12 protein-coding genes and 1 pseudogene are annotated in these 17,295 nt (G+C 61.2%); 9 read left to right on the top strand and 4 right to left on the bottom strand.

Features of this window, described 5'->3' with window-relative positions; translation table 11 throughout:
* Positions 1 to 124 precede the first annotated feature (124 nt).
* From yidC to rpmH, 4 genes are all read right to left on the bottom strand, one after another.
* Positions 125 to 1,789, bottom strand: coding sequence for a membrane protein insertase YidC (gene yidC / locus ABIC50_RS33495; RefSeq protein WP_012365026.1), 1,665 nt, complete (start codon positions 1,787 to 1,789; stop codon positions 125 to 127).
* Between the two features lie 8 nt (positions 1,790 to 1,797).
* Positions 1,798 to 2,064, bottom strand: coding sequence for a membrane protein insertion efficiency factor YidD (gene yidD / locus ABIC50_RS33490; protein ID WP_006750110.1), 267 nt, complete (start codon positions 2,062 to 2,064; stop codon positions 1,798 to 1,800).
* Positions 2,065 to 2,139: 75 nt separating this feature from the next.
* On the bottom strand, positions 2,140 to 2,601 hold the full coding sequence (rnpA, locus tag ABIC50_RS33485) for a ribonuclease P protein component (protein ID WP_021157986.1): 462 nt from the start codon (positions 2,599 to 2,601) through the stop codon (positions 2,140 to 2,142).
* A gap of 15 nt (positions 2,602 to 2,616) precedes the next feature.
* Complete coding sequence (rpmH, locus tag ABIC50_RS33480) at positions 2,617 to 2,751, bottom strand: 50S ribosomal protein L34 (RefSeq protein WP_004198824.1); 135 nt, start codon at positions 2,749 to 2,751, stop codon at positions 2,617 to 2,619.
* Between the two features lie 420 nt (positions 2,752 to 3,171).
* On the opposite strand from rpmH, the gene dnaA reads away from it, so the two are divergent.
* The 9 genes and pseudogenes from dnaA to ABIC50_RS33435 all read left to right on the top strand — a co-directional run.
* A complete protein-coding gene (gene dnaA, locus ABIC50_RS33475; RefSeq protein ID WP_011655544.1) occupies positions 3,172 to 4,749 on the top strand; it encodes a chromosomal replication initiator protein DnaA in 1,578 nt (525 codons plus the stop codon).
* Positions 4,750 to 4,917: 168 nt separating this feature from the next.
* Positions 4,918 to 6,024: a DNA polymerase III subunit beta gene (gene dnaN, locus ABIC50_RS33470; RefSeq protein WP_006750113.1), complete on the top strand. Its 1,107-nt coding sequence runs from the start codon at positions 4,918 to 4,920 to the stop codon at positions 6,022 to 6,024.
* A 206-nt stretch (positions 6,025 to 6,230) separates the two neighbouring features.
* Complete coding sequence (gene gyrB, locus ABIC50_RS33465; protein WP_011655545.1) at positions 6,231 to 8,705, top strand: DNA topoisomerase (ATP-hydrolyzing) subunit B; 2,475 nt, start codon at positions 6,231 to 6,233, stop codon at positions 8,703 to 8,705.
* Positions 8,706 to 9,351: 646 nt separating this feature from the next.
* Positions 9,352 to 9,549: a hypothetical protein gene (locus tag ABIC50_RS33460; protein ID WP_354169140.1), complete on the top strand. Its 198-nt coding sequence runs from the start codon at positions 9,352 to 9,354 to the stop codon at positions 9,547 to 9,549.
* Positions 9,546 to 11,048, top strand: a complete 1,503-nt coding sequence (locus ABIC50_RS33455) for a type I restriction-modification system subunit M (RefSeq protein ID WP_354169138.1) — start codon at positions 9,546 to 9,548, stop codon at positions 11,046 to 11,048. Before ABIC50_RS33460 ends, ABIC50_RS33455 begins: the two co-directional genes overlap by 4 nt.
* Complete coding sequence (locus tag ABIC50_RS33450) at positions 11,045 to 12,676, top strand: type I restriction-modification system subunit M (RefSeq protein WP_354169135.1); 1,632 nt, start codon at positions 11,045 to 11,047, stop codon at positions 12,674 to 12,676. Before ABIC50_RS33455 ends, ABIC50_RS33450 begins: the two co-directional genes overlap by 4 nt.
* The gene (locus ABIC50_RS33445; protein WP_354169132.1) at positions 12,669 to 13,844 is read left to right on the top strand and encodes a restriction endonuclease subunit S; all 1,176 of its coding nucleotides are present in this window, start codon (positions 12,669 to 12,671) and stop codon (positions 13,842 to 13,844) included. Before ABIC50_RS33450 ends, ABIC50_RS33445 begins: the two co-directional genes overlap by 8 nt.
* Positions 13,831 to 16,815, top strand: coding sequence for a type I restriction endonuclease subunit R (locus ABIC50_RS33440; protein ID WP_354169129.1), 2,985 nt, complete (start codon positions 13,831 to 13,833; stop codon positions 16,813 to 16,815). Before ABIC50_RS33445 ends, ABIC50_RS33440 begins: the two co-directional genes overlap by 14 nt.
* 8 nt (positions 16,816 to 16,823) lie before the next feature.
* A pseudogene (locus tag ABIC50_RS33435) lies at positions 16,824 to 17,201 on the top strand (TrlF family AAA-like ATPase); the annotation flags it as partial.
* Between the last annotated feature and the right edge of the window lie 94 nt (positions 17,202 to 17,295).

The raw sequence follows: 17,295 nt of genomic DNA, 5'->3' as shown, positions 1-17,295 counted from the left end.
GACGTACGCGCACGCCACCGCGCCATCGCGCCACCTGCCGGAAACGAAAAAGCCGCATGGTTCGCACCATGCGGCTTTTTCACGTGCATCGCGGGCGGCGGGCCGCCCGCGCGTGCCACGAGCGTCAGGCCGGCTTCTTCTTGACTCCGCCGAGCTTGCGTGTGATGTAGTACTGCTGCGCGATCGACAGCACGTTGTTCACGACGTAGTACAGCACCAGGCCAGCGGGGAAGAAGAAGAACATCACCGAGAACGCGATCGGCATGAACTTCATCATCTTCGCCTGGACCGGGTCCGGCGGCGTCGGGTTCAGGCTCGTCTGCACGAACATCGACACGGCCATCAGCACCGGCAGGATGAAGAACGGATCGCGCTGCGACAGGTCGTGAATCCACAGAATCCACGGCGCGCCGCGCATTTCGACCGACGCGAGCAGCACCCAGTACAGCGAGATGAACACCGGGATCTGGATCACGACCGGCAGGCAGCCGCCGAACGGATTGACCTTCTCGGTCTTGTACAGCTCCATCAGCGCGGCGTTCATCTTCTGCGGATCGCTCTTGAAGCGTTCGCGCAGCGCCTGCATGCGCGGCGTGATTTCCTTCATGCGCGCCATCGACTTGTAGCTCGCGGCCGACAGCGGGAAGAACACGGCCTTGATCAGCACCGTCAGCAGCACGATCGCCCAGCCCCAGTTGCCGACGAAGCCGTGGATCTTCTCGAGCAGCCAGAACAGCGGCTTCGCGATGATCGTCACCCAGCCGTAGTCCTTCACGAGTTCCAGGCCCGGCGCGATGCCTTCGAGCATGCGCTCTTCTTCCGGACCGGCGAACAGGCGCGCCTGCACGTCGGCCGACTGGCCCGGGGCGATCGCGGCGACCGGCTGCTTCACGCCGACGCGATACAGCGCCGGATCGATCTTTTCAGCATAGATGTCGCGCTTCGCGCCCTGCTGCGGAATCCAGGCCGACGCGAAGTAGTGCTGCACCATCGCGACCCAGCCGTTGTCGGCCGCCTTCTCGAAGTTCGCCTTGTTCTTGTCGAGGTCGCTGAAATCGATCTTCTGGAAGTGCTTCGCGTCCGTGTAGACCGCCGGCCCGAGGAACGTATGCGAGAACATCGGCGTTTCGACGGCCGTGTTGTCGCGCACCAGCTCCATGTAGACCGTCGGCGTGACGGGTGCCGTGCCGACGTTGTCGATCTTGGTGTCGACGCCGATCACGTAGCTGCCGCGCGTGAACGTGTAGGTCTTCACGACCTTCACGCCGCCCTTCACCGGCGATTCGAACGACAGCTTCAGCGCGTTCTGGTCGCCCGTCAGCGACGTCGGGCCCGCATTGACCTGCGTGTAGACGTCGTTGTGGTTCGGGAAGTCGCCGCCGAGCAGGCCCGTGCGTGCCAGGTACGTGTGGCCGGCCGTGTGGTCGAACAGCGTGATGTAGAGGTCGGGCTGCTTGCCGTCGCCCTGCTTCTTCAGCGTCAGCTTCGCGAGCGTGCCGCCGCGCGTGTCGATTTCGCCGTCATAGACGTCGGTCGAGAACTTCACGAGCTGCGCCTGCGCGGCCGGTGCCGTCGTCGACGGTGCGGTGCCCGCCGCGGCGGCAGGCACTTCACCTGCGGTCGTCGTCGTCGCGCCCGTGCCCGATGCGCCGCCGGCAGCGGCGGGGGCCGTCTGCGTGGCGCTCGGGAAGAACATCGACGGGCGTCCATGGGAGCGCTGCCAGTTGTCGTACAGCATGACAGCTGACATGAAGAAGATCACCCATAGGACGGTGCGTTTGATATCCATGCGTTGTCTCAGAGTCGATGGGACCGCGCGTCGGCTTCGCCGCGAGCGCGAGTGTCGGAGTTGGGCGGCGGGACGAGGTCGATGCCGCCCGCGGAAAACGGATGGCATCGGCACACGCGCCTGACGGCGAGATACGTGCCGCGCGCGGCGCCATGATACTGGATTGCCTCGCGCGCGTAATCCGAACAGGAAGGATAAAAACGGCAACGGTTGCCGAGCATAGGGCTCACGGCAACCTTGTAGAAGCGCAGCAAGGCGATCAATACCGTTTCCATACCTTGGGCGGCGCCGTTCGACGCCGCGTCAAAACCGGCCGGGCAGGCGCGAACGCCGCACCGGGCACGGATGCGTCACTCGGACGCGGGCTTCGACGCCCGGCGCGCGATTTCCCGGACTGCCCTGTCGAGCAGTTCGCGGATTTCGGCCGCGCACATCGCCGCGAGCGGGGCGGAAGCCGCGCTCGGCAGCGCTTTCTTGTCGAAGCGCGTGTGCTGCCGCAGCAGCAGGTCGTAACCGGCGAATTCGGCCCGGCGCAAGCGAAACGCGTCGCGCGCCAGCCGCTTCACGAGGTTACGTGTTACTGCACGCGGCGCATACTTCTTGCCGACGACGAGCCCCAGACGGGCAGGCTGACCGGTCGGCTTGCCGTAGATCACGAAGTGCGCGGAACGCCGCCAGGGGCGCAAACGAAAAACGGATGAAAATTCATCCGTTTTCAGAAGTCGCGCAGCTTTCGGGAAGGCGGCTTTCGTCTGCGACGGATTCGCACCCGGCTCGACGGCACCTTCCGCAGGACTGCGGACGGCGGACACAGCGCGCAACCTGCCTTAGATGGCGAGGCGCTTGCGGCCCTTCGCGCGGCGAGCGTTGATGACCTTGCGGCCACCTGCCGTCTTCATGCGGACACGGAAGCCATGGGTGCGCTTGCGGCGCGTCACGGACGGTTGGTAAGTACGTTTCATGATGTTCTCACTTGTTCGAGAATGTCGAAATTCAGGGGACCGCGTGCCCTTAACCGGAGGCATTCGGGCGAACGCAATCGCCGGGAATACAGGATTGGTTTTCGCGGAACCCGCTATTTAAACCGTTTTTCTCTTGGCGGTCAATACTTTACGAGTCGTCCGCCTGTGCCGGCCCCGGCCGATCCGGCCCCGCGACCCACAACCGCAGCCTGTGGATAAGTCCCGCTGTGGCCGCGTTTGGCGTTAGAATCTCGCCTTATCTCCAAGAATCCCGCACGCCGCTTCGGCCCGCGCCTGCCCCTCCACACTGTGACGCAGGCGTCCGACGCACGCTCGCACGACCGCTTCGGGCCTTGTTGCGCCACCGCGACAAGGGCGCCGGCGAGCCGCGCTGTGCATGCAAAAAACGACAGCTACTTGATGAACGATTTCTGGCAACACTGTTCCGCACTGCTGGAGCGCGAGCTGACGCCCCAGCAGTACGTGACGTGGATCAAACCCTTGGCCCCGGTGGCCTTCGATGCGTCGGCGAACACGCTGTCCATCGCCGCGCCGAACCGCTTCAAGCTGGACTGGGTCAAGAGCCAGTTTTCGGGCCGGATCTCCGATCTGGCCCGCGATTTCTGGAATGCGCCCATCGAAGTCCAGTTCGTCCTCGATCCGAAAGCCGGCATGCGCAGCGCCGCCGCGCACGCCGCGCCGGCCGCCCAGCGCGCGCCGCTGACACCGAACGGCCCCGCCGCGACGGTCGCCGCGATCGCCGCCAATCTGGCCGCGAATGCCGGTGCGGCGCCCAGCGCGCCGGCCGACGTGCCGATGACGGCGTCGGCCGCCGCCGCGCACCACCTGAACGCCGACGACGCCGACATCGACCTGCCGAGCCTGCCCGCGCACGAAGCGGCTGCCGGGCGCCGCACGTGGCGTCCGGGCCCCGGCGCCGCGCCCGCGAACGGCGGTGAAGCCGATTCGATGTACGAACGTTCGAAGCTGAACCCGGTGCTCACGTTCGACAACTTCGTGACCGGTAAAGCGAACCAGCTCGCACGCGCCGCCGCGATCCAGGTCGCCGATAACCCCGGCATCTCGTACAACCCGCTGTTCCTGTATGGCGGCGTCGGCCTCGGCAAGACCCACCTGATCCACGCGATCGGCAATCAGCTGCTGCTCGACAAGGCCGGCGCCCGGATCCGCTACATCCACGCCGAGCAATACGTGTCCGACGTGGTGAAGGCATACCAGCGCAAGGCGTTCGACGACTTCAAGCGCTACTACCACTCGCTCGACCTGCTGCTGATCGACGATATTCAGTTCTTCTCGGGCAAGTCGCGCACGCAAGAGGAATTCTTCTACGCGTTCGAGGCGCTCGTCGCGAACAAGGCGCAGGTGATCATCACCAGCGACACGTATCCGAAGGAGATCTCGGGCATCGACGATCGCCTGATCTCGCGCTTCGACTCCGGCCTCACCGTCGCGATCGAACCGCCCGAGCTCGAGATGCGCGTCGCGATCCTGATGCGCAAGGCGCAGTCGGAAGGCGTGAACCTGTCGGAAGACGTCGCGTTCTTCGTCGCGAAGCACCTGCGCTCGAACGTGCGCGAACTCGAAGGCGCGCTGCGCAAGATCCTCGCGTATTCGAAGTTCCACGGCCGCGAGATCTCGATCGAGCTGACCAAGGAAGCGCTGAAGGATCTGCTGACCGTGCAGAACCGGCAGATTTCGGTCGAGAACATCCAGAAGACCGTCGCCGACTTCTACAACATCAAGGTCGCCGACATGTATTCGAAGAAGCGTCCCGCGAACATCGCGCGGCCGCGGCAGATCGCGATGTACCTGGCGAAGGAACTCACGCAGAAGAGCCTGCCCGAGATCGGCGAGCTGTTCGGCGGGCGTGACCACACCACCGTGCTGCACGCCGTGCGCAAGATCGCCGACGAGCGCAGCAAGGACGCGCAGCTCAACCACGAGCTGCACGTGCTGGAACAGACGCTGAAGGGCTGAGCGCGCGGCGCGCTTGATAATTCGGCATCCGCCCCAAATTAAGGGGGGCGGTTCGGTTTTGAGGCACAATACAGGTTTGACCGCCCCGGCGGAGGCCGGCCAAGAGCCCGGCTGGCGGGGCGCTGCGTGGCTGCTGCGCTGCAGGCCGTTACTCAACGAAGGAACTCTATGCAACTGGTCAAGACCGAACGAGACACACTCCTCAGGCCGCTGCAAACGGTCAGCGGCATCGTCGAACGCCGCCATACGTTGCCGATCCTCGCCAACCTGCTGATCACCAAGAACGGCCCGGACGTTTCTTTCCTGTCGACCGACCTGGAGCTGCAGATCACCACGCGCGCCGATTTCGGCGTCGGCGGCGACCAGGTGGCCACCACCGTCGCGGCGCGCAAGCTGCTCGACATCCTGCGCGCGATGCCTGACGGCCAGGTCACGCTGTCGCTCGCCGACAAGCGCCTCACCGTTCAATCGGGCAAGAGCCGCTTCGCACTGCAGACGCTCGCGGCCGACGAGTTCCCGACCGTCGCGCAGGCGAAGGATTTCGGCGCGACGCTGACCGTCCCGCAGAAGTCGTTCCGCCAGCTGCTCGGCATGGTGCACTTCGCGATGGCGCAGCAGGACATCCGCTACTACCTGAACGGCATGCTGCTCGTCGTCGACGGCGACCAGCTGATGGCCGTGGCCACCGACGGTCACCGCCTCGCGTTCTCGTCGATGAAGCTCGAAGGCGGCACGTTCGGCCGCCAGGAAGTGATCGTGCCGCGCAAGACGATTCTCGAGCTGCAGCGCCTGCTCGAAGACATCGACGACACCGTCACCATCGACATCGCGCAAACCCAGGCCAAGTTCACGTTCGGCCAGGTCGAGCTCGTGTCGAAGCTGGTCGAGGGCAAGTTCCCCGACTTCCAGCGCGTGATCCCGAAGGCGCACAAGAACACGTTCGAGATCGGCCGTGAAGAACTGCAGCGTTCGCTGCAACGTGCGGCGATTTTGACGTCCGACAAATTCAAGGGCGTGCGCTGCATCATCGCGCCGGGCCAGCTGAAGATCATGTCGACCAACGCCGATCAGGAAGAGGCGCAGGAAGAACTGGAAATCGCGTACCAGGGCGATACCGTCGACATCGGCTTCAACGTCACGTATCTGCTCGACGTGCTCGCGAACCTGAAGGTCGACACCGTGCAAGTGAGCCTCGGCGACGCCAGCTCGAGCGCGCTGATCACCGTGCCCGAGAACGAAGAGTTCAAGTATGTCGTGATGCCGATGCGCATCTGACGCGCTCGACATCGCAACACACACCAGGGGGCGGCAAGCCCCTTTGGCGTTTTTATGGCGAACCGACAACCCGTCCCTTTGGTGCCTTTTCGGCACCTCGGACGGGCCAGGAAACTGGAGCGGCCGGCCTGGGCGGCCCCGCGCTTTCCCTCGCTGAAACGCACCGCGCCGCCACGAGAGTGGCCTCGCAGAACCGGAAGATATCCATGAGTGAACAGCACAATTCGCAACCCGATAACAGCAGCTACGGCGCTTCGTCGATCCAGATCCTCGAAGGTCTGGAAGCGGTGCGCAAGCGCCCCGGGATGTACATCGGCGACACGTCGGATGGCACCGGTCTGCACCACCTCGTGTTCGAGGTGCTCGACAACTCGATTGACGAAGCGCTGGCCGGATACTGCAACGACATCCACGTGACGATTCACGCCGACAACTCGATTTCCGTGACCGACAACGGCCGCGGGATTCCGACCGACGTGAAGATGAACGACAAGCACGAGCCGAAGCGCAGCGCCGCCGAAATCGTGATGACCGAGCTGCACGCCGGCGGCAAGTTCGACCAGAACAGCTACAAGGTGTCCGGTGGCCTGCACGGCGTGGGCGTGTCGTGCGTAAACGCGCTGTCGAGCTGGCTGCGCCTCACCGTGCGCCGCAACGGCAAGAAGCATTTCATGGAGTTCCATCGCGGCGTCGCGCAGGAGCGCGTGCTCGAGAAGGTGGACGGCGTGGAAGTGTCGCCGATGCTGGTGACCGGTGACACCGAGAACCGCGGCACCGAAGTGCACTTCATGGCCGATCCGACGATCTTCGGCACCGTTGAATACCACTACGACATCCTCGCGAAGCGGATGCGCGAGCTTTCGTTCCTGAACAACGGCGTACGGATCCGCCTCACCGACCTGCGTTCGGGCAAGGAAGACGACTTCGCGTTCGCCGGCGGTGTGAAGGGCTTCGTCGAGTACATCAACAAGACGAAGACCAACCTGCACCCGACCATTTTCCACGCCAACGGCGAGAAGGATGGCGTGGGCGTCGAAGTCGCGATGCAGTGGAACGACAGCTACAACGAGAACGTGCTGTGCTTCACGAACAACATTCCGCAGCGCGACGGCGGCACGCACCTGACCGGCCTGCGGGCCGCGATGACGCGCGTCATCAACAAGTACATCACCGACAACGAAATCGCGAAGAAGGCGAAGGTCGAGACGACCGGCGACGACATGCGCGAAGGGTTGTCGTGCGTGCTGTCGGTGAAGGTGCCGGAGCCGAAGTTCAGCTCGCAGACGAAGGACAAGCTGGTGTCGTCCGAAGTGCGGGCGCCGGTTGAAGAAGTCGTCGCGAAGGCGCTGGAAGAGTTCCTGCTCGAAACGCCGCTCGATGCGAAGATCATCTGCGGGAAGATCGTCGAAGCTGCGCGTGCGCGCGATGCGGCACGCAAGGCACGTGAGATGACGCGCCGCAAGGGCGTGCTCGACGGCGTCGGCCTGCCCGGCAAGCTCGCGGACTGCCAGGAGAAAGACCCGGCGAAGTGCGAAATCTACATCGTCGAGGGCGACTCGGCAGGCGGCTCGGCCAAGCAAGGGCGTGACCGGAAGTTCCAGGCCATCCTGCCGCTGCGCGGCAAGGTGCTGAACGTCGAGAAGGCGCGCTACGACAAGCTGCTGTCGTCGGAGCAGATCGTCACGCTCGTGACCGCGCTTGGATGCGGCATCGGCAAGGACGATTACAACCTCGACAAGCTGCGCTATCACCGCATCATCATCATGACCGACGCGGACGTCGACGGTGCGCACATCCGCACGCTGCTGCTCACGTTCCTCTATCGCCAGATGCCGGACATGATCGAGCGCGGGTATGTGTATATCGCGCAGCCGCCGCTTTACAAGATCAAGGCGGGCAAGGACGAGCGGTATTTGAAGGACGATACGGAGCTGAACGCGCATATGCTGCGGTTGGCGCTGCAAGGGTCGGAACTGGTGCCTGGCGAGAACGCAGCGGCGATTTCCGGCGATGCGCTCGGGGAGCTGGCGCGGTCGTACTTGCTGTCGAAGAGCGTGATCGAGCGGTTGAGCCGGTTGTATGATCCGGCCGCGCTGGAAGCGGTCATGGATGGGGTGGCGATCGATCTCTCCAATGAGGCTTCGACGGAGGCTTCGGCCAAGGCGCTGCACGCCGCGCTGCATGATGACGCGCTCAAGAACGACGTGCGTGTTGTGCCTTCGTACGACCCGGTTCGTGAGCAACGGTCGCTGCATGTCGAGCGGACGCATCACGGGAATGTGCGGGTTTCGGTCATCGACCAGGAATTCCAGCACACGGCGGATTATCAGCAGCTTGTGACCACCGCGGATACGTTTAAGGGGCTTATCGGGGAAGGTGCGGTCATCAAGCGTGGTGAGCGCAGTATGGCTGTGAGCGACTTCAAGAGCGCGATGAAGTGGCTGCTGGCGGATGCGGAGCGGAACGTTTCCAAGCAACGCTATAAGGGGCTCGGCGAGATGAACCCCGGGCAGCTGTGGGAAACGACCATGGATCCGGCGGTGCGGCGGTTGCTGCGTGTGCAGATCGAAGACGCGATTGCTGCGGATGGGATCTTTACTACCCTCATGGGGGATGAGGTCGAGCCGCGGCGGGCGTTTATTGAGTCGAATGCGTTGCGGGCGGGGAATATTGATGTTTGATGCTGCTGTCGAATGTCACTATAAGTGAAAAATTCGACACAAAAGCTGAAAAACTGAAGACGCATTTTGGTGAAAATTTCCGAAGAAATTTGGCGCGTGTTATGCGCCGTTCCAAGCGGAAATTTTTAAAGGCAAGTGCAAAGCCATAGCGTTGGAGCTCGGCTTTTCAGTACCGAGGGTTTGTCCCCTCCGCTCTCCGACAACGGTTCGAATTCCGCTGCATTCGCAAACCCCGCTTTCCGTATGGTTAGCGGGGTTTTTTATTTGCTTGTCTGGATTTTGATTTCCCTTGACAGCCGAGAGAATTCGGCGACGTTTTCCCATTCGCCAGGGATGTATGCCCCCTTGTCACGAAAGTGCCCCATACGACTTGGCCTTGTCGACGAAAGCTATCGCGAGGAATTTGTAACGTTGGACACCACGAGGACGCAGAAGGAAAGCGTCCGGGCAACCGGTCGTGCTCACGCGGGTGATAGGTTGCTCAAATTTCGTTGAATCGCCGGAAGAACCATTTCCTCTCGCTAGTCCCGCGCGTAGTGGGTTAGCGAGCCAAATACAACCCGCCGGTTAAGCGCATGAGACGTCCGGGTAGGCATGCAGTGCAAAATGCAGTACATTTGCGTGACATTGTTACTGAGGCGACGTCATGTCACGCCTGAAAGACGAAACCCTTTCCATCCGCACTTCTGCCGACATCAAGCAACTGCTGCGCATGGCTGCTGCGCATGAGCGCAGGTCGGTGGCATCAATGATCGAGATTCTTGTGCTGGAGTATGCGCAGCAACACGGCCTGCACGCAGATGGTCCTCAGCATGCGTCGCCCAAGAGAATACAATCGAAATGAATCGTCCGTTGCCAACCCTCACCCTCGGCCAGCTCGAAGGCCACCTATGGGAATCCGCCAACATCCTGCGCGGCCCGGTGGATGCTGCTGACTTTAAAACCTACATCTTCCCGCTGCTGTTCTTCAAGCGCATCTGCGATGTCTGGGACGAGGAATACCAGGAGATTGTTGACGAGACTGGCGACGAGCAACTCGCCTGGTTCCCCGAATCGCACCGATTTCAGATCCCGGAAGACTGCCACTGGAACGACGTCCGCACCAAAGCCAACAACGTCGGGGCAGCGCTGCAACACGCGATGCGCGAAATCGAGAAGGCCAATCCAGACACGCTGTATGGCGTATTCGGCGACGCGCAGTGGTCCAACAAGGAACGCCTGTCCGACGCGCTGCTCAAGGATCTGATTGAGCATTTTTCGGCGCTGCCCCTCGGCAACGACAACGTGAACTCAGACCTCCTCGGAGATGCCTACGAGTACCTGATCAAGAAGTTCGCGGACGCAACGAACAAGAAGGCGGGCGAGTTCTATACCCCGCGCAGCGTGGTACGGCTGATGATCGACATGCTAGACCCCAAAGAAGCCGAGAGCATCTACGACCCGGCCTGCGGCACTGGCGGCATGTTGCTGGCGGCGGTGCAGCACGTCAAAGAGATGCATGGCGACGTTAAACGCCTGTGGGGCAAGCTGTACGGGCAGGAAAAGAACCTCACGACTTCATCCATCGCGCGGATGAACCTGTTCCTACATGGCATTGAGGACTTCCAGGTGGTGCGCGGTGACACGCTGCGCAACCCAGCCTTCTTCGAGGGCGATCGGCTGGCCACCTTTGATTGCGTGATCGCAAATCCGCCGTTCTCGTTGGAAAAGTGGGGCGAGGACCTGTGGCTGAACGATCCTTTTGGCCGCAACTTTGCTGGGCTACCACCGTCATCCAGCGGGGACTTCGCTTGGGTGCAGCACATGGTCAAGTCGATGGCAGACGTGACCGGCCGGATGGCGGTGGTGTTACCCCAGGGCGCCCTGTTCCGCAAAGGTGTGGAAGGCAGCATCCGCCAAAAACTGCTGGAGTTGGATCTGATCGAGGCCGTGATTGGGCTCGGGCCCAACCTGTTCTACGGAACAGGGCTCGCTGCATGCATCCTGGTACTGCGTACGCGCAAACCGACCAAGCACAAGAAGAAGGTGCTAATCGCCGATGCCTCACGACTGTTCCGTCGGGGGCGTGCCCAAAACTATCTGGAGCCCGAGCACGCCGCCGGAATCCTGGGCTGGTATCGCGGCTTTGCCGACGTTCAGGACGCGGTTCGTGTGGTCAGCCTCGACGAGATCAAGGCCGAGGACTGGACCCTAAACATTTCGCGCTACGTCCTGCCACCACTGCAAGAAGACATCCCACCACTGCCGGACGCCATTGCGACATTCAAGGATGCGCTTACCCGCTGTCGCGAGGCAGAAGAGCGGCTCGGGAAGATCATGACTGAAGGGGGATGGCTGCAATGAGTTCAGACCGCCCCTTCAAGGACAACAAGATCTTCACTGAAGAAATTGCGAACGTTGCGCGTCCGCGACTGAAGGAAAAGTTTGCCCAAATGGAACAAGAGAAACCTGGTAGCCCTAAGCGCATCAGCCAGCAAGAGCTGGAAGGCTACCTGTGGGGCGCGGCCGTGCTGCTGCGCGGCCTCATCGACGCGGGTGACTACAAGCAGTTCATCTTCCCGTTGCTGTTCTACAAGCGCGTGTCGGATGTCTGGGACGAGGAATACCAAGTGGCGCTGGCCAACTCGGACGGCGATCTTTCCTACGCGCAGTTTGCCGAGAACCACCGATTCCAGATTCCTGCGGGCGCGCACTGGAATGACATGCGACAGACCCCGAAGAACGTCGGCGCAGCCATTCAGAAGGCCATGCGCGCCATCGAGACGGCCAACCCGGATATGCTCGATGGCATCTTCGGCGATGCCCCCTGGACCAACCGCGAGCGCCTGCCCGACGAAACGCTGAAAAACCTGATCGAGCACTTCTCGACCCAAACGCTGTCGGTGGCCAACGTCCCCGAGGACGAGCTGGGCAACGCCTACGAATACCTGATCAAGAAGTTCGCGGACGACTCCGGCCACACGGCCGCCGAGTTTTACACCAACCGCACCGTTGTCCACCTGATGACGCAACTCCTGGCGCCGCAGGCGGGCGAGTCGATCTACGACCCCACGTGCGGCACCGGCGGCATGTTGATCTCAGCGCTGGACGAAGTGAAGCGCTCCGGCGGCGAATACCGCACGCTCAAGCTCTACGGGCAGGAGCGCAACTTGATCACCTCGTCCATCGCCCGCATGAACTTGTTCCTGCACGGCGTGGAGGACTTCGAGATCGTCCGGGGCGACACACTGGCCGACCCCAAGCACATCGAGGGTGATCGTCTGCGCCAGTTTGATGTGATCCTGGCCAACCCGCCCTACTCCATCAAGCAGTGGAACCGCGAGGGTTGGAGTAGTGACAAGTGGGGCCGCAACTCGCTGGGCACGCCGCCGCAAGGCCGCGCCGACTATGCGTTCCAGCAGCACATCCTGACCAGTCTCACAGCCAAGGGCCGCTGTGCGGTGCTCTGGCCCCACGGTGTCCTGTTCCGCAATGAAGAACAGACGATGCGGGCAAAGATGGTCGAACAGGATTGGGTCGAAGCAGTCATCGGCTTGGGGCCGAACCTGTTCTATAACTCCCCGATGGAGTCATGCATCGTCATTTGCAACCGCAAGAAGATGGCAGCACGAAAAGGCAAGGTGATCTTCATCGATGCGGTGAATGGGGTCACCCGTGAGCGAGCGCAGAGCTTCCTCAAGCCCGAGCACCAGGAGCGCATTCTGTCCGCTTACCAGACCTTTGCGGATGTGCCCGGGTTCGCCAAGGTCGCCACCCTGGCCGAGATCGACGCTTATGGGGGCAACCTTTCGATCCCGCTGTACGTGAAGCGTCTTGCCGCAGCCATCATCACCGACAGCAATGGCGAGGCAGTATCACTACGCTCGGCCTGGGCGCAGTGGCAGAACTACGGCCGTTCCTTCTGGCAGCAGATGGACGCGCTGGTGGAAACGCTGGATGGCCTGATTTCGGAGGATATCGAGCGTGTCTGATAAGAAGAACAAAAACCTTAAACCCGGCTGGCTCCAAGTGAAGTTCGGCGACGTGGTGCGGCTCTCGAAGGCACGCAGCCAAGATCCGCTGGCCGATGGCTTTGAACGCTACGTTGGTCTGGAACACATCGAACCAGGCGATTTGCGCATCCGCAGTTGGGGCAACGTCGCTGACGGCGTTACCTTCACCAGCGTGTTTCAACCCGGGCAGGTGTTGTTCGGCAAGCGCCGCGCCTACCAACGCAAGGTGGCCGTGGCGGATTTCTCCGGCGTTTGCTCCGGTGACATCTACGTGCTGGAGACCAAGGACGCGCGGGTCTTGCTGCCGGAGTTGCTGCCGTTCATTTGCCAGACCGACGCCTTCTTCGATCACGCAGTGGGCACATCGGCAGGCTCGCTGAGCCCGCGCACCAACTGGACGAGCTTGGCTGACTTTGAGCTCATGCTCCCGCCGATGGATGAGCAGAAGCGGATCGTTGAACTCGCTGGATCAATAGCCACGCTTGAAGAAGAATTGAGGGTTGCCGAAAACGAAGCCAATAGACTGCAGAAAGCTGCGATGCAGGACTTGCTTGATGGCGATCTGAATGGTTGGCCCTCGAAACCAATTGGTGAAGTATTTAAAGTTACGACAGGTGGGACACCGAGCCGAATCAACGCCACGTTTTGGAATGGCGACATACCCTGGGTCAAAACTGGCGAGGTTAATTACTACGTCGTTGAATCAACGGAAGAGCGAATAACTGCCGAGGGATTGAAGGGATCAGCTGCGAAACTTTGTCCTCCAAATTCCGTCTTGGTTGCGCTTTACGGGCAGGGCCCCACGCGTGGCCGAGTCGGCATGCTCGGTATAGAGGCTGCCGTTAACCAAGCCTGCGCTGCGATTTATCCGAACGCTGATTTTGATCCGTGGTTTGTTTATTACTATTTGTCTGGCAAGTACCTGTCGCTTCGCGCGATGGCTCAGGGTGCTGCGCAGCCCAATCTAAATCTGGCGATAATCAAAGGATTCGTCATACCGACACCGACACTGGAAGAGCAAAAAGCAGCAGTATCCAGTATTGACGCGGTGGCCAAAGCAAAGGCTGAGATTCAGCAACGACGTAAGCAGACGGCTGAGATGAAGCGCAAGTTGCGAGAGGAGGCAATCAGTAATGTCATTCACTGAATCAAACACTGTCGAGGCCTACGTCCGCGACCTGCTTGCTGGCCCGATCAAGTCAGTCCCTGCCAACACAGTCCAGGAGCCCCTTGCCAGCTACGGCCCCAGCCCCAAAGGTATCGGCTGGCGCTACGCCGCCCCCGCTGACGTGCCGCGCCAGATTCAGGAAGTGCTGGTCGAGCCCTGGCTGCGCGAGGCACTGATTCGCTTGAATCCGGAGATTGCAGCTCAGCCCGACCGCGCCGATGAAGTGCTCTACAAGCTGCGCGCCATCGTGCTGTCGGTGCGCTCGGATGGTCTGATTCGCGCCAACGAGGAAATGACCGCGTGGATGCGTGGCGAGCGCTCGATGCCCTTCGGCCACAACAACGAGCATGTGCCGGTGCGGCTGATCGACCTGGATGATCTGTCGCAGAACCATTACGTCGTCACCCAGCAGTACACCTACCGTGCTGGCCCCACCGAACGCCGGGCTGATCTGGTGCTGTTGGTGAACGGTCTTCCGCTGGTGCTAATCGAGGCCAAGACGCCAGTCAAGAAGTGCATCAGCTGGGTCGATGGCGCGGTACAGGTGCACGACGACTACGAGAAGTTCGTGCCGGAGCTGTTCGTATGCAACGTGTTCTCTGTAGCCACCGAGGGCAAGGCCTACCACTATGGGTCCATCGGGCTGCCGGTCAAGGATTGGGGGCCGTGGCACTTGGACGGTGGCGATGCGCAGCACCACCCACTGAAGTCGCTCAAGCTGTCGGCCGAGAGCATGCTGCGCCCGCATGTGGTGCTGGACATCCTCGGCAGCTTTACCTTGTTCGCAACGGACAAGAAGAAGCGTCGCATCAAGATCATCTGCCGCTATCAGCAGTACGAGGCGGCCAACAAGATCGTCGAGCGCGTGCTGGCGGGCTATCCCAGGAAAGGTTTGATTTGGCACTTCCAGGGCTCGGGCAAGTCACTGCTGATGGTATTCGCCGCGCAGAAGCTGCGCATGCATGCCGGCCTGCAGAACCCCACCGTTCTAATTGTGGTGGACCGGATCGATCTCGATACGCAGATCACCGGGACCTTCACCGGGGCGGACATTCCCAATCTGGAAAAGGCCGACACGCGCGAAAAGCTGCAGCAACTGCTGGCGCAGGATGTGCGCAAGATCATCATCACGACGATCTTCAAGTTCGGCGAGGCCACGGGCAGCCTCAACGACCGCAGCAATATCATCGCGCTGGTGGACGAAGCCCACCGTACCCAGGAAGGTGACCTGGGCCGCAAAATGCGCGACGCCCTGCCCAATGCGTTTCTGTTCGGCCTGACCGGCACGCCAATCAACCGCTCAGACCGTAACACCTTCTACGCCTTCGGTGCCGACGAAGACGAAAAGGGCTACATGAGCCGCTACGGCTTCGAAGAGTCGATCCGCGACGGCGCCACACTGAAGCTACACTTCGAGCCTCGCCTAATCGATTTGCATATCGACAAGGCGGCGCTGGACGCCGCGTACAAAGACCTGACGGGCGGCCTGTCGGATCTGGACAAGGACAACCTCGCGAAGACTGCCGCCAAGATGGCGGTGCTGGTCAAGACACCTGAGCGCATCCGCAAGATCTGCGAAGACATCGTCGAACACTTCCAAACCAAGGTGGAGCCCAACGGCTTCAAAGGGCAGATCGTCACATTCGACCGGGAATCATGCCTGCTGTTCAAGGCCGAGCTCGACAAGTTGCTGCCGCCCGAGGCCACGGACATCGTCATGTCAGTGCAGGCGGCGGACAAGAAGGAGCACCCAGAGTACGCGCCCTATGACCGAAGCCGAGACGAAGAGGAGCGACTGCTGGATCGCTTCCGCGACCCGGCCGACCCGTTGAAGTTGATTATCGTCACGGCCAAGCTGCTAACCGGCTTCGACGCGCCCATCCTGCAGGCCATGTACTTGGATAAGCCATTGCGCGACCACACCTTGTTGCAGGCCATCTGCAGGGTCAACCGCACGTACTCCGAGCAGAAGACACATGGATTGATCGTCGACTACCTCGGTATCTTCGATGACGTGGCTGCAGCGTTAGAGTTCGACGACCAGAGCGTCAAGCAGGTGGTCAGCAACATTCAGGAGCTGAAGGACAGGCTACCCGAAGCGATTCAGAAATGCTTGGCCTTCTTCCAGGGCTGCGACCGCACGCTGCAAGGCTACGAAGGCCTGATCGCGGCGCAACAGTGCTTGCCCAATAACGAGGTGCGCGACAGCTTCGCGGCCGAATACAGCCTGCTCAACAAGATCTGGGAAGCGCTGTCACCTGATACGGTGCTGGGGCCCTTCGAGAAGGACTACAAGTGGCTGTCGCAGGTGTACCAGTCTGTGCAGCCGTCCAGCGGCCATGGCAAGCTGATCTGGCATTCTCTCGGCGCCAAGACCATTGAGCTGATCCATCAGAACGTGCATGTGGATGCGGTGCGAGATGACCTCGACACTCTGGTACTGGATGCCGACTTGCTTGAAGCGGTGCTTTCGAACCCCGATCCGAAGAAGTCCAAGGAGATCGAGATCAAGCTCAACCGAAGGTTGCGCAAGCACGCGGGTAACCCGAAGTTCAAGAAACTGTCGGAACGGCTCGACGCGCTGAAAGACCGTTTTGAGTCTGGACAGATCAACAGTGTCGAGTTTTTGAAGCAGTTGCTGGAGATCGCCAAGGAAACCCTGCAAGCCGAGAAGGAGGTCCCGCCTGAGGAAGACGAGGATCGCGGCAAGGCAGCACTGACCGAGCTTTTTAACGAAGCGAAGACTGCCGAGACGCCCATCATGGTCGAGCGAGTGGTGGCAGACATCGACGAGATTGTGCGCCTGGTCCGCTTCCCCGGTTGGCAAGGAACGCAAGCCGGGGAGCGTGAGGTGAAGAAGGCTCTGCGCAAGGCCCTCTTCAAGTACAAGCTACATGCGGATGAGGAACTGTTCGAGAAGGCCTACAACTACATCCGGCAGTATTACTGAGGGGAAAAATGAGCGATATCTCGTGTCAGACTTGGTCTTACCCCGGTGCGCGCTGGTGGAAATTCGACTTCCACACACCCACGTCCAAGGACACTACCGCCTGGCAGGCGGTTATTGACACGCCTCAAGCGCTTAAGCCTGAGACCTGGCTGCTCAAGTACATGGAAACGGGGATTGACTGCGTGGCCGTGACCGACCACAACAGTGGTGAATGGATCGATAAGCTGAAAAACGCCTATGCCGAGATAAAACGCCAGGCCGATGCCGGCAGCGCGCCAGCAGGTTTTCGCGAGTTGCATCTGTTTCCCGGCGTGGAGATTTCGGTCCAGGGTGGCTTCCACCTCCTTGCCATTTTTGGCCTCACCGCCTCAAGCCAAACCATCAGCGCCGCGCCAATGCAAAAACCCCCGCCTTTCGGGCGGGGGTTCTTGGCTTAGGGAGCCTGACGATTACCTACTTTCACACGGGAATCCGCACTAT

The organism is Burkholderia sp. 567, assembly GCF_040545115.1.
Lineage (GTDB): Bacteria > Pseudomonadota > Gammaproteobacteria > Burkholderiales > Burkholderiaceae > Burkholderia > Burkholderia ambifaria.
Note: the sequence above shows the minus strand (reverse complement) of the source record. Positions and strands in the feature narration are given on the sequence as shown.